At 68.4% G+C, this 12570-nt stretch carries 11 protein-coding genes; all 11 read left to right on the top strand.

The genetic code is table 11. The features are described 5' to 3' along the window. The coding region (locus VNN10_03125) for an FkbM family methyltransferase (GenBank protein HXH20996.1) at positions 1-680 on the top strand (680 nt) is incomplete at its 5' end. Continuing rightward, on the top strand, positions 677-1687 hold the full coding sequence (locus VNN10_03120; protein ID HXH20995.1) for a glycosyltransferase family 2 protein: 1011 nt from the start codon (positions 677-679) through the stop codon (positions 1685-1687). The genes VNN10_03125 and VNN10_03120, both read left to right, overlap by 4 nt. Continuing rightward, positions 1684-2538 carry an ABC transporter permease gene (locus tag VNN10_03115; protein ID HXH20994.1) on the top strand — a complete coding sequence of 285 codons (855 nt, stop codon included), beginning with the start codon at positions 1684-1686 and terminating at the stop codon, positions 2536-2538. The genes VNN10_03120 and VNN10_03115 overlap by 4 nt, the downstream gene beginning before the upstream one ends. Continuing rightward, complete coding sequence (locus VNN10_03110) at positions 2538-3776, top strand: ABC transporter ATP-binding protein (protein HXH20993.1); 1239 nt, start codon at positions 2538-2540, stop codon at positions 3774-3776. Before VNN10_03115 ends, VNN10_03110 begins: the two co-directional genes overlap by 1 nt. A gap of 11 nt (positions 3777-3787) precedes the next feature. Then, on the top strand, positions 3788-4732 hold the full coding sequence (locus VNN10_03105) for a glycosyltransferase family 2 protein (GenBank protein ID HXH20992.1): 945 nt from the start codon (positions 3788-3790) through the stop codon (positions 4730-4732). Continuing rightward, a complete protein-coding gene (locus tag VNN10_03100; protein ID HXH20991.1) occupies positions 4729-5991 on the top strand; it encodes a glycosyltransferase family 4 protein in 1263 nt (420 codons plus the stop codon). The genes VNN10_03105 and VNN10_03100 overlap by 4 nt, the downstream gene beginning before the upstream one ends. Continuing rightward, positions 5988-6974, top strand: coding sequence for a glycosyltransferase (locus VNN10_03095; GenBank protein HXH20990.1), 987 nt, complete (start codon positions 5988-5990; stop codon positions 6972-6974). The genes VNN10_03100 and VNN10_03095 overlap by 4 nt, the downstream gene beginning before the upstream one ends. Further along, positions 6971-8104: a glycosyltransferase family 1 protein gene (locus VNN10_03090; GenBank protein ID HXH20989.1), complete on the top strand. Its 1134-nt coding sequence runs from the start codon at positions 6971-6973 to the stop codon at positions 8102-8104. The genes VNN10_03095 and VNN10_03090 overlap by 4 nt, the downstream gene beginning before the upstream one ends. Continuing rightward, on the top strand, positions 8101-9267 hold the full coding sequence (locus VNN10_03085) for a glycosyltransferase (protein HXH20988.1): 1167 nt from the start codon (positions 8101-8103) through the stop codon (positions 9265-9267). The genes VNN10_03090 and VNN10_03085 overlap by 4 nt, the downstream gene beginning before the upstream one ends. Beyond that, positions 9267-10589 carry a putative O-glycosylation ligase, exosortase A system-associated gene (locus VNN10_03080; protein HXH20987.1) on the top strand — a complete coding sequence of 441 codons (1323 nt, stop codon included), beginning with the start codon at positions 9267-9269 and terminating at the stop codon, positions 10587-10589. The genes VNN10_03085 and VNN10_03080 overlap by 1 nt, the downstream gene beginning before the upstream one ends. Continuing rightward, complete coding sequence (gene asnB / locus VNN10_03075; GenBank protein HXH20986.1) at positions 10564-12432, top strand: asparagine synthase (glutamine-hydrolyzing); 1869 nt, start codon at positions 10564-10566, stop codon at positions 12430-12432. Before VNN10_03080 ends, asnB begins: the two co-directional genes overlap by 26 nt. Positions 12433-12570: the final 138 nt, after the last annotated feature.

The following is a 12570-nucleotide window of genomic DNA, read 5'->3' as shown; positions in this document are numbered from 1 at the left end:
CCCGCCTGCAGCGCAGGCTGATGCCGGGGACGACCTTCGTGGATGTGGGCGCGCACCTGGGCCATTATGTGCTGCTGGCTGCTCGCGCCGTCGGGCGATCCGGTCGCGTCATTGCCCTCGAGCCCGCGCCTCACACCTATCGGCTCCTCCGCGAGTCCGTCCGTGCGAATAAGCTCCGGCACGTGACCGTGCTACCCGTCGCCGCCGGGTCCCGCCACGGCCGACGCGCCTTCCATCTCGCCGACTGGAGCCTGTGCCAGGGCTTTTACGAGCACCCGTACCCGTTCGCCCGACCGCTCCGCCCAACCGAGGTCGACGTCCGTCCTCTGGACGAGGTCGTCCCTGGCCCTGTCGACGCCGTCAAGGTCGATGTCGAAGGGGCGGAGCTCGAGGTTCTGGAGGGGATGCGCAGGATCCTTGCCGAGAATCCCACGCTGACGCTGGTTGTCGAGTGGAATCCGGACTGCATGATCCGCGCTGGCCGAGATCCCCTCGACCTTCCACGAGTCATCGGTTCCTACGGGTTTCGACTGGACACCGTCCTCGATGCCGGCGCCGGCCTCGACCGCTGGCCCCAACCGGTCGCGGCCGAATGGGTCGCACGGATGATCCAGGAACACCGCCTGCCGCCCCGGTGGTACGGCAACCTCTGGGCGGAACGTGGGGATTCAGCATCGTGACCGCTGCGCCGGCGGATCTCGTCAGCATCGTCATACCGGCGTACAACGTCGGACCGTATATAGGGGCGACCATCGACAGCGCGCTCGCTCAGACGTATCGCCCGGTCGAAGTCATCGTCGTTGACGATGGCTCGACCGACGAGACCGCGTCCGTCTGTGCGTCGTTCGGCGATCGCATCTTCTACCTCCGACAGAGGAACCGAGGCGCGGCGGCGGCCCGCAACACCGGCCTACGACACGCCCACGGTGAATTCGTGGCATTTCTCGACGGTGACGACCTCTGGGACCCCCGGACGGTCGCCACGCAGGTGGACGCCGTCCAACGCTTCCCCGACTCCGGACTTGTCGCTGTGGATGGTGTCGAGTTCGACGACTCCGGCACCGTCCTTTCGAGCACTCTCATGCCGCCCGCTGGGAGGGCACTGCTCGCCCGTGCCGGAGTCTCCGTGTGGCATGGATATTGTTACGCCGACCTCCTTGACGGCACCCCCGTCAGCACGTCGAGTCAGATCATGGTCCCTGCTCGGGTGTTTCAGACCGTTGGCGACTGGAACTCCCGCTTTCCCGTAAGCCACGACTACGACCTCTACTTACGGATAGCGGCGCACTTCCCGATCACCCTCGTAGCCGCAACGCTCGTGCGCTGGCGCCGCCGCCCGACCTCGCTTTCCGGCCCGCCGGATCTTCGCTTCTTCAACTGGCGCAAGGACACGGCGGCGATCCTGCGCGAACAACTGCGATCCGGCCCCCGCGCATTTCGGGGCGCCGTCAAGAGAAGCTTGCATCGCGCCGCGCTGGAAATCGCCAAAGAGGCGTACTATCGGGGACACCGAGGCCATCGGCTCTGGGCGGCCCGTTATCTCCTTCGCCTCGCCCGGACGAGCAGGCAATTCCATCTGGTGACGCCGTTCCTCGCGGGCCTGTTTGCGCCGGCTGCCATCCGGCGGCTCGCCGGGCGTCGAGTGCGTGCGCTCACCGGTGACCTGTTCCCGAGGACCTCGCAATGAGCCCACCCGGCCCGAGCGAGACGGTCATGGGTCGCCCGACCGTGGTGATCGAGCCTCGCAACGGCTTGCTCCGCCTGGATCTCGGTCAGCTCTATCACTACCGCGAGTTGCTCTATTTCCTGATCTGGCGCGACGTCAAGATCCGGTACAAACAGACCGCAATCGGCGTGGCCTGGGCGGTCATCCAGCCACTGGCGACGATGGCCCTGTTCACACTCGTCTTCGGCCGGTTTGCTGGCGTTCCGTCGGACGGGCTCCCGTACCCGGTCTTCGCCTACGCGGCGCTTCTGCCGTGGCACTACTTCTCCCAGGCCGTCACCGAGAGTGGCCGCAGCCTGGTCGGCGACGCCAACCTGATCCGCAAGGTGTACTTCCCCCGGCTCGTGATCCCGCTGGCGGCGGTCATCCGACCGCTCGTCGACTTCTCCTGCTCGTTCCTGGTGCTCCTCGTCCTGATGGCCTGGTTCGGTCTGAGGCCGAGTTGGCCGGTGCTGATGCTCCCGGCGCTCGTCGCCCTCGCCGTCCTCGCTGCGCTTGCCGTCGGGGTCTGGCTCTCCGCGCTCAACGTTCGCTATCGCGACGTCGGCCACACCATTCCGTTTCTCACCCAGCTCTGGCTGTTCGCGTCGCCGGTGGCCTACCCCGTCAGCGTCGTTCCCGACTCCTGGCGGCTCATCTACAGCCTCAACCCCATGGTCGGTGTCATCGAGGGGTTCCGCTGGGCCCTGCTGGGCAAGGCGAGTGCGGACCCCGCAGTTCTCCTCGCCAGTCTGCCGCTCCTAGCGGCCCTGCTCATCACAGGCCTGATTTACTTCCGCCGCACCGAACATACGTTTGCGGATATCGTCTGATGGGTGACATCGCGATCCGAGCCGAGGCGCTCTCCAAGCAGTACCGGATCGGCACTGTCCGCCACCGGCACGACATGCTCCGGGAAGTCCTGGCCGACGGCATCGCCAGGCTCTTCTCGCGTGATGGTCAGCAACGCAACCGGGGTGATCTCATCTGGGCCATCCGGAACGTCAGCTTCGAGGTCCGGCACGGCGAGGTCAAGGGGATCATCGGCCGCAACGGCGCCGGGAAGAGCACCCTCCTCAAGATCCTCTCCCGCATCACCGAACCGACCTCCGGCCGCGCGGAAATCTACGGCCGCGTGGGCTCCTTGCTCGAGGTCGGTACCGGCTTTCACCCCGAGCTGACCGGCCGCGAGAACATCTACCTGAGCGGCGCCATCCTCGGCATGAAGAAAGCCGAGATCGCCCGGAAGTTCGACGCCATCGTCGCCTTCGCCGAGGTGGAGAAGTTTCTCGACACTCCGGTCAAGCGTTACTCGAGCGGGATGTATGTCCGGCTCGCGTTCGCAGTCGCCGCGCACCTCGACCCCGAAATCCTGATCGTGGACGAGGTCCTGGCGGTCGGTGACGCGGTATTTCAGAAGCGCTGCCTCGATCACATGGCCGCCATGGCCAGGTCGGGTCGCACCGTGCTCTTCGTGAGCCACAACATGGACCTCATCCCCCGGCTCTGCCGGACCGCCCTGCTCTTGCGGGACGGCGCGGTTGCCCTCGAAGGCCCGGCCCCGACGGTGGTCGCGGCCTACCTCGCCGAACAGGGCACCAACGGCGCGGGCGACCTGCGCCGGCGCCGGCGCTCTGGCGACAGCCGAGCCAGGTTCGTCCGGGCGCAGCTCGTCGACCAGTTCGGCCAGCCACGACGCGCCCACCCGTCCGGCGAGGATCTCGTCCTGCGCATGGAGGTCGAGTCGACCGAGTCGATCCCCGACGCAGACCTGGCCGTCCTCATCAAGACGCCGTCGGGGGCCCGGCTCGTCACCGGGTGGACGCGCGAGGCCGGGTTTCGAGCTTCACTTCGCCCCGGCACGCAGACCTTTCAGTGCCGGTTTCACGGCCTGCGGCTCCGACCCGGGCGGTCGATCTGCATCGGGTTGTGGATGGGCTCGAACGGTCCCCTCGACTCCGTCGAGGAAGCCCTCGTGATCGACGTGGTCGACGGGCCCGACAGTGCCCGCTTTTCGACCGACCGCCAGCAGGGGGCGGTGCTGTGCGACTACACCTGGGCTCAACTATGACCGTCACAACCATGAACCTCAGCGTCGTGCTCTGCACCTACAACCGCGCCGCCGAACTTGAGGAAACCCTTACCGCGCTCGCGGCCCAGCGCGTGCCGGCACACATACGTTGGGAACTTGTCCTCGTCAACAACAACTCCACCGATGAGACCGAAGCGCTGTGCCGGCGCTTCGCGGCCGCCGCGCCTATGCCCGTGCTCTATCTCTTCGAGCCGGAGCAGGGCCTGTCCCGGGCCCGCAACACCGGCGTGGCGGCGGCCGGCGGCTCGGTCATCGCCTTCACCGACGACGACGTGTCCCCCCCGCCTGACTGGGTCGCGAAACTCTTCGCCCTCATGGAGAACCGGCGGCTCGACGGGGTCGGTGGTCGGATCGTCCCGATCTGGCCGGTGCCCCCGCCCGGCTGGCTGGACGTCCACCTGAGACGCAGACTGGCGCTGCTGGAGTCGGCGGAGCCCAGGGTGGCGCGGCTCGACGATGACACTCGAACGAGCGGCATCCGAATCTACGGCGCCAACATGGCATTCCGCCGCGAGGTGTTTGCGGACGTCGGTCTCTTCATCACGACGCTCAGCGCCAAGGGCAGCAAGCTCTATCGCGGCGGCGACACCGAGTTCGTTCGGCGCGCCGTGAGGGCCGGAAAGACCATCTTTTACGAACCCGACCTGGTCGTCGGCCACCGCATTCCGCCCGATCGCATGACCCGGCGGTACTTCCGGAAATGGGCCTTCGACAACGGCGAGGGGCAGGCCATAACGCGGCCGCCGGTGCGGGGTCGAAACGTGCTGGGGATTCCCCTCTACCACTTCCGCGCCGTGGCGCGCGAGGCCTCGTCCTGGGTTTCTGCGGTCCTGCGCGGCGATCCCGACGCGTTTTGTCGGCAACTCGATTTTATCGATGAGTTGGGCGCCGCGTGGGGCTACGTGAAGAAGTGGCGCGCCGAGAGGATCACGTGATCACGACTCCGAAGCCGGGACCGTGCCGCCTCGTCGCGGACGCCGATCGCACATACGCGGTGCTGTGGCAGAACGAACACTTCCCCGAGGTCGCCAGGGGCGGTGGCGGTGCGGTCAACACGAAGTACATCTGCCGGGCGCTGGCTGAGGCTGGCCACCGGCCGGTGATCGTGGCTCGAGCCGTGCCCCCGCGATCCGCGGGGACCGAGATCGCCGAAGGACTTATGGTCGTGCGCCTGGAGGCACCTCGCCCTTCCCGTATCCTCTGGCCGCTCTGGCCCTTGCTAGAGGCACGGCCCTTGCGGCGACTCCTGGCGCCCCTGGCGGCCCTGAGCGACGTCCTCTGTGCCGTCGACGCGTCCTACGCAAACGCCCTGAAAGGCATGTTCCCCGAGCGTCCGCTCCTCTACCGGGTGGAAGGCCTGCCGTCTGAAGGCGCCCGGGCCCCCGAGGCGCTAACACGCGCGGGGCGAGCCGCCCTGAGGGTGCTTGCCCTGGCCGCTCAGCTCGCCGAGCGCCTGGCCTGGCGGCGAGCCGACGTCCTGGTGGTGAAGTCCGCCTTCATGCGGGACGCGCTCGTCCAGGAGCACCGGGCGCCCGCTGAGAAGATCCTGGTCATCCCGAACGGGGTGGACTTTGATCGCTTCGCACACGCCGAGACCTCGACCGCGCTCCGGGCGTGGACTGCCGCCGATGGCCAGCCGCACATCGTGATCGCTTTCTCCGGTCGATTGGTCGCCATGAAGAATGTCAGCGGCCTGCTCCGCGCCTTCGCGCTGATGAGAAATCGCGAGCGAGTGCGCCTCCTCGTGGTGGGCGACGGCGACCAGCGGCCCGCCCTCGAAGAGCAGGCCCGGGCCCTGGGGGTGGCAGCCCGTTGCTTTTTCACCGGTCTCACCGACCGCGTTGAGCAATTCCTGGCAGCGGCTGACATTTTTGTCCTGCCCTCGACCTACGAGCCCTTCGGCAACGCGCTGGTGGAGGCCATGGCCGCAGGTGTCGCCCCAGTCGCGTTCCGGCCTGATGGCCATCGCATCCGGACAGCCAGTGCAGAAATCATCCGAGATGGTGAGACGGGGATTCTGGCCGACCATCCGAGTCCCGACAACCTGGCCCGGGTGCTCGACGAGCTTGTCCAGAACCCCGACCTTCGGCGCCGGCTCGGGCGACGGGCTCAGGAGGACTGCCGAAACAGGTTCTCCTGGAAGAAGTGCGCCGAGGCGTACATCGAAGCCGCCGCCGCGGTCCAACGCCGATGACGGCACCTCTGGTCTCGGTCGTGATCCCGTCCTACAACTGCGGCGCGTACCTCGAAGCGACGCTGGCCAGCGTGCAACAACAGACGTTCACCGACTACGAAATCGTCCTCGTTGACGACGGTTCGACGGACGGCACCCTGCCCCTTTTGCGGCGCCTTGAAGGACCGCGTCTGCGGGTGGAAACCCAGCGCCGCCGCGGCCCGGCGGCCGCGCGCAATCGCGGCATCGAGCGCTCGACGGGGCGCTATATCGCTTTTCTGGACGCCGACGACCTCTGGGCGCCGGAGAAACTTGCGGCGCAGGTCGCGCTGATGGAGGCAGAACCTGCGCTGGGCATGTGTTTCACGGATTGGGCCTGGCTGGACGGCCTGCCAGGATCGCCCAGCGCCTTCGAGGCGGCGCGAGCAGCACTCGACCGACTGACAGCCCGGCCTGTTACTGAATCCGCCCGCATCCTGAGTGGACCAGACTTGCTGACGGCCTATCTGCGGCGCGGTCCCATCCCATGCTGGACCAGCACCGTGATGGTCCGCCGGCAGACACTAGATCGAGTTGGGGCGTTCAACGAGCGACTGCCATGGGACGAAGACACGCACCTCTGGCTGCGCCTGGTCAAGGCGGCCCGGGTCGGTTACGTGAACCGCGTGCTCGCCTGGCGCCGCGCGCGCCTAGCCAGCATGACGAACGTGGTGTCGGAAGCCGAATCCTATCGGGTGTCTGCCGAATCGGTTGCAACCCTGGCTGAGACGCTGCTGCTGACGTCTACGGAGAAGTCGGCCGTCCGGCTCCGCGTCAGCCAGCTTCGCACCGCCGCCGGCTACTGCCGGCTGGAGGCGGGCGACCTGCGCGGCGCCCGGGCTGACTTTCGGGCCAGCCTGGTTGCTCGACCCTCGATGCGCGCCGGCCTTTACTGGCTCTCTACCTGGCTACCTCCAAGGATCTTCGCCGCCCTCCGCTCGGCCAAGCGGCATCCAAGGTTATGAGCACCTACATCGGGATCGACGGTCGGGATGCATTCGCCGCCCGGCCCCGCGGCGTCGGGAAGTCCCTGCGGGCATTGCTCGGCCGCCTGCCGGAAGCTGCGCCCGACTGGCGCTTCACCGCCTATACCGACCGGGACGGAGACATGCCGCTGGCCGACCGCCTGGACGTCCGGCAAATCACCCTCCGGGGCGACCGGGTGAACGCCTGGGAGCGTTTCCGTCTGCCGGTAGCGGCCTGGTGGGACCGTGTCAACCTGTTACATTGCCCTGGCCAGACGGCGCCGCCCTTCGCTCCCTGCCCGATCGTGCTCACCGTGCACGATCTGATTCCGCTCCGGATCGGCGACGGGTGGGCTGCTCGTGACATCCAGCGCTTCCGTCGCTCGCTGGCAAGGGCCGTGAAACAAGCGGCTCGGATCATCGCAGTTTCCGAGTACACCCGCGGCGATCTCCTGACCGAGTTCGGCCTGCCCGGAGAGCGGGTCGACGTCGTCCCCTGGGGTGTCGACGTGCCATCCGAGCCGCCACGAGACGCCGGCCGGTTCGAGGCCCTCGCCACCGCGCATCGCGTCCGCCAGCCGTTCTTCGTCGCCTTCGGCGGCGACGCCCCGCGGAAAAACGTGTCCCGCCTCATCGAGGCGCTACGGGAACTCACGCGCGCCCTCACCGGCGACGTCCAGCTCGTCCTGATCGGCGTGCCGGACTCTGCCCGGGCCCGGTTCGAAGAGCTGGCGGAGGGCCTGGGTGTGAGTAAGCAGGTTGTCACCCTGGGCTACCTCCCCGACCAGGATGTCGCCACGCTGCTGGTGTTCTCGGAAGCCCTGGTCTACCCCTCGCTCTACGAAGGTTTCGGCCTCCCGGTGCTCGAGGCCATGGCCGTTGGGGCGCCGGTCATCACGTCGAACACGACGTCGCTGCCGGAAGTCGCCGGCGACGCCGCCCTCCTGGTCGATCCCACCAGCGCCGGCGCGATCGCGGAGGCCATGCGGCACTGCTACCTCAATGCCGCAGTGAAGGCGGATCTGGCCCGGCGGGGTCGTCGCCGAGCTGCCGCTTTCACCTGGGATCGTGCGGCCCGGGCGACCGTCGCCACTTACCGGCGCGTGCTGGGGTCGGGTGTGACGCGATGAAGATCCTGCTGCTCACCCACCGCGTGCCGTACCCGCTGGAGTCGGGACAGCACCTGCGGCTCTACCACCTGGCGCGACACCTGGCCGACCGTCACGCGCTTGCGCTCATCGCTTTCGGCGAGCCGCCATACCCTGCGGCCCTGTCTAGCGTCTTCGCCCGGATCGAGACATGCCCCGTTCCCGAGACGCAACCCTCTGGGTCGCTGGTGAGGCGGCTCGCCCGCGTCCTGGATCCGGTGGAAATGATCCCGTGGGTCCCGGCGATGGACCGCCTGATCAGCCAGACCATGGCGACGTTCCGGCCGGATGTCGTCTGGGTCGGCGGCTGGGACATGCTCGTCTACCGGAACGCGGTGGGCGAGCGGCGGGTGGTGGCCGACCTGATGGACGACGGCCTCCTGGAGTGTGTCCGCGAGGTGTTTCGCACGCGCCGCGCCGTCAGGCTCGCGCGGGCCGTCCGTCGACTGGTGCAGACGGTCCGCTGGGAGCGCCGCTACTTCCGGCTGGCCGACGTCTGCACCTTCGTCTCGTCCCGTGACGCCGCGTGGGCGCGGCGGGTGGTGCCCGGGCTCGCCGCCGAAGTCGTCGAGAACGGCGTCGATACCGACTTCTTCGCACCAGCCGGCCTCGACGAGGAGCACCCCTCGCTCGTTTTCGAGGGAAACCAGTCCTTCCCGCCTAACGCCGACGCCGCCGCTTTCCTCGTCCGCCGGGTGCTGCCGCTCGTGCGCCAGACCTACCCGCAGTGCCGGGTCTACATCGTCGGCCGAGACCCGTTACCGGAGACCCGGGCGCTCGCAGGACCTCACGTCGTCGTCACCGGGCGGGTGGAGGACGTGCGCCCGTACCTGGAGCGCGCCTCGGTCTTCGTCTGCCCGATGCGGATGGGGGCCGGGATCAAGAACAAGATCCTTCAGGCCTGGGCCATGGCCCGGCCGGTCGTGGCCACGCGCGTGGCTGTGGGCGGCCTGCGCGCTGTCCCCGACGAGAACATCGTCCTCGCCGACGGCCCCCGGGCGCTGGCAAATGGCATCGTCCGGCTTCTCGACGACGAGGTCCGCCGCCGGCAGATCGGCAAGCAGGGCCGGGATACCGTCCTCGTCCACTACACCTGGCGCCGGCAGGCCGCGGCGCTGGAGCGCGTCCTGCGAGGAGAGCGCTGATGCCCCTTCGCGACCTTCTGGTTACGGCAATCGTCTTCGGCTCGCTGCCGATCTGCTTCGCCCGCCCGTGGATCGGGGTCGTGATGTGGTACTGGATCGGCTACATGAACCCCCACCGCCTGGCCTGGGGGTTCGCCTACGACTTTCCGTTTGCGCAACTCGTGGCCATTGCCACGCTCGCCGGGCTGCTGTTCACGCGTGACCGCCAGCCCCTGCCGATGGTCCGGGAGACCTGGCTCCTCCTGGCCCTCGCGGCGCTCTTCACGCTCTCGACCGCCTTCGCCATGTATCCCGCGCTGGCCTGGGAGATGTGGCAGAAGGTCGCAAAGATCCTGCTGTTCACGTTCCTGACCATGCTGCTCTGCCAGACGCGCGAGCGGATACGGGTGCTCCTGCTCACGATCGCGCTGTCGCTGGGCTTCTATGCCGTCAAGGGTGGGATTTTCACCCTGACCACCGGCGGCGTTCACCAGGTCCAGTACCCGAGCGCCACTTCCATGGGCGGCAACACCGGTCTGGGCCTGGCGCTCGACATGGCTCTGGCGATGTTCTTCTTCCTGGCCCGTGAGGAGAGCAACCGCTGGCTGCGCCGTCTGCTCCGGGTCATGGGCGTCTTCGCCGTGCCGTCCATCCTCTTCTCGTACTCGCGCGGTGCCGTCCTGGGATTCGGGGCCGTGCTGCTGGCCATGGGTCTGCGCAGCCGGCGCAAGTCCCTGGTGGTGGCGGGCGCTCTGGCGACGGTAGCCTTCGTCTGGTACTTCGCGCCCCAGCAGTGGTTCGAACGCATGGAGACGATCGAGCGCTACGAGGAAGACCGCTCGGCGCAAATGCGACTGGAGTCCTGGTACGTCTTCTACCGGGTCGGCCTCGACCGGCCGCTGCTCGGTGCCGGCTTCTGGGGTCCGGCCCAGGACGAGGTCTTCTACTCGTACCTCCCTGACGCGATCCGGGCCCAGAACGCCCACAACAGTTACCTGAACGTGCTCGGCGAGCACGGCGTCCCCGCCCTCGTCGTCTACATCGGCTTGATCGTCTCCTGCCTCGTCACGTTGCAGCGCCTGCAGCGTGCCCGGCGCGGCATCGCGCCGCCCGGCTGGGTTGCCAGCTATGCCGCCGCCCTTCAGGTAGGCCTCGTCGGCTACATGGCGGCCGGTACGTTCTTGAGCGCCGCGTATCTCGAGTTTTTCTACCACCTGGTGGCGCTGACCGTCGTCCTCAAGGTTGTGGCTGAGCGCGAGATGGACGCCACGACCGTCGCTTCGACCACCGCGGTGACGCCAGAGAGGAGGTCCGCCCTTGTGCGGCCTGGCCGGGTACGCTGACCTCTCTGGACGCCCGGCCGACCTGGCGCTGCTGGCTCGCATGACGGCTGTGCTCGCCCACCGCGGCCCGGACGGGGAAGGACTGCACCTGGAGGGGCCGGTCGGGCTCGGCCACCGCCGGTTGGCGATCATCGACCTTGCCACGGGGACTCAGCCGATGGCCTCGGCCGACGGTCGCCTCTGGATCGCCTTCAACGGCGAGATCTACAACTTCCGCGAACTGCGATCCGAGCTGGAGCGGCGCGGCGGCTGGTTCTTCCGGACGAGTTCGGATACCGAGGTCATCCTGGCCGCCTACGACGCCTGGGGCACGGCGTGCCTGCGCCGCCTGCGTGGCATGTTCGCCTTCGCCCTCTGGGATGCGCCTCAGCGGCGTCTGCTCCTGGCCCGCGACCGGGTCGGCATCAAGCCGCTGGTCTATGCCCGCCTCGGCGACCGGTTCCTGTTCGCGTCCGAGATCAAGGCCATCCTCGAGGACCGCACGGTCCCGCACGACCTCGACTGGGAGGCGCTGGGCGAGTACCTGACGCTGGGCTACGTCTCCGCACCGCGGACCATCTTCCGGGCCATCCGCAAGCTCCCGCCGGCCTCGTACCTGCTCCTCGACCCGGACTCCGGCCGGCAGAGCGTCCACCGCTACTGGGATCTCCAGTTTCGTCCCGACACGCGACGGTCGGCAGACGAGTGGATGGAAGGCCTGCGCCACCACCTGGTGGACGCGGTCGAGAGCCATCTGGTGGCCGACGTTCCCGTCGGCGCCTTTCTGAGTGGCGGGATGGACTCCAGCACGGTGGTGGCGCTCATGGCCCGAACGCAGGATCGTCCGGTCCGGACGTTTTCCATCGGCTTCGACCACGCGGACTTCGACGAGCTGGCGTGGGCTCGCGAGGTCGCGCGGCGCTACTCCACCGACCACTACGAGATGGTGGTGAAGCCGGACGCCATGGAGGCGTTGCCGCGCCTGGTCTGGCAGTTCGACGAACCGTTCGCGGACTCGTCGGCGTTGCCGACGTACTACGTCGCCAAGATCACTCGCGAGCACGTGACGGTTGCCCTGTCGGGCGACGGCGGCGACGAGAACTTCGCCGGCTACCGGCGCTACGCGCGGGCCGCCGCTCTGCACCGCACGCTCGACGTCGGCCCGGGCCGCTCCATCCGACCGCTGCTCGCGGTCGCCTCTCGCCTGCTGCCCCGCGGTGTGCGCGGCCAGGGCTACCTCGACCTGCTGGGGGCCCCGGCGCTCGAGCGCTACTTCCGGATGGTCGCTCTCCAGACGCGGGCCGGGCTGGACGCGCTGTTGGGTCCCGAGGCCCGGCGCCACCTCCCGGCGGCGCCGGACGGGACCCGATTCCAGCGGATGGTGGCCGCGGCTCATGTCGATGACTTCGTGTCCGCACTCCAGTACGTCGATGTCCACACCTACCTGCCCGAGGACATCCTGACCAAGGTCGACCGGACGAGCATGCTGGTGGCGCTGGAGGCCAGGGTCCCCCTCCTCGACCACGTGTTGATGGAGTACCTCGCTACCATGCCCTCGTCGCTCAAACTCCGCGACGGGCAGGGCAAGTACATCCTCAAACGCGTCATGGCCCAGGCGCTGCCGGCGGGCGTGCTGGAGCGTCCCAAGATGGGATTCGGCGTGCCTCTGGGCGCCTGGTTCCGCGGCGAGGTGCGGGACTACGCGCGGGATGTCCTGCTGAGCCGTCGAACCGCCGAGCGGGGACTGCTGAACCCGTTGGAAGTCCACCGTCTGCTCGCCGAGCATGCGGCGGGGCGGGACCGGTCGGCGCTCATCTGGGCGCTCCTCTGCCTGGAGGAATGGGCCCGGAGGTGGCTGGACTGATGCACGTCGTCCACGTCCTGCACACCCTGGCGGTCGGCGGCACCGAGAACGGGGTGGTGAACCTCGTCGGGGCGCTGGCCGGGGCGGCGCGGCACACCGTGGTCGCCGTCACCACCTCCGGCGCGCTGGCGGCACGGC

It is taken from the genome of Dehalococcoidia bacterium, assembly GCA_035574915.1.
In the GTDB taxonomy this organism is placed as follows: Bacteria; Chloroflexota; Dehalococcoidia; order DSTF01; family WHTK01; genus DATLYJ01.
This window is presented reverse-complemented; position numbering and strand designations above follow the sequence as displayed.

Bases quoted from the DNA above. Each gene is read 5' to 3' on its own strand.
- VNN10_03110 (HXH20993.1), top strand. From the start codon at position 2,538: ATGGGTGACATCGCGATCCGAGCCGAGGCGCTCTCCAAGCAGTACCGG.
- VNN10_03105 (HXH20992.1), top strand. From the start codon at position 3,788: ATGAACCTCAGCGTCGTGCTCTGCACCTACAACCGCGCCGCCGAACTT.
- VNN10_03085 (HXH20988.1), top strand. From the start codon at position 8,101: ATGAAGATCCTGCTGCTCACCCACCGCGTGCCGTACCCGCTGGAGTCG.
- VNN10_03115 (HXH20994.1), top strand. From the start codon at position 1,684: ATGAGCCCACCCGGCCCGAGCGAGACGGTCATGGGTCGCCCGACCGTG.
- VNN10_03095 (HXH20990.1), top strand. From the start codon at position 5,988: ATGACGGCACCTCTGGTCTCGGTCGTGATCCCGTCCTACAACTGCGGC.
- VNN10_03080 (HXH20987.1), top strand. From the start codon at position 9,267: ATGCCCCTTCGCGACCTTCTGGTTACGGCAATCGTCTTCGGCTCGCTG.
- VNN10_03090 (HXH20989.1), top strand. From the start codon at position 6,971: ATGAGCACCTACATCGGGATCGACGGTCGGGATGCATTCGCCGCCCGG.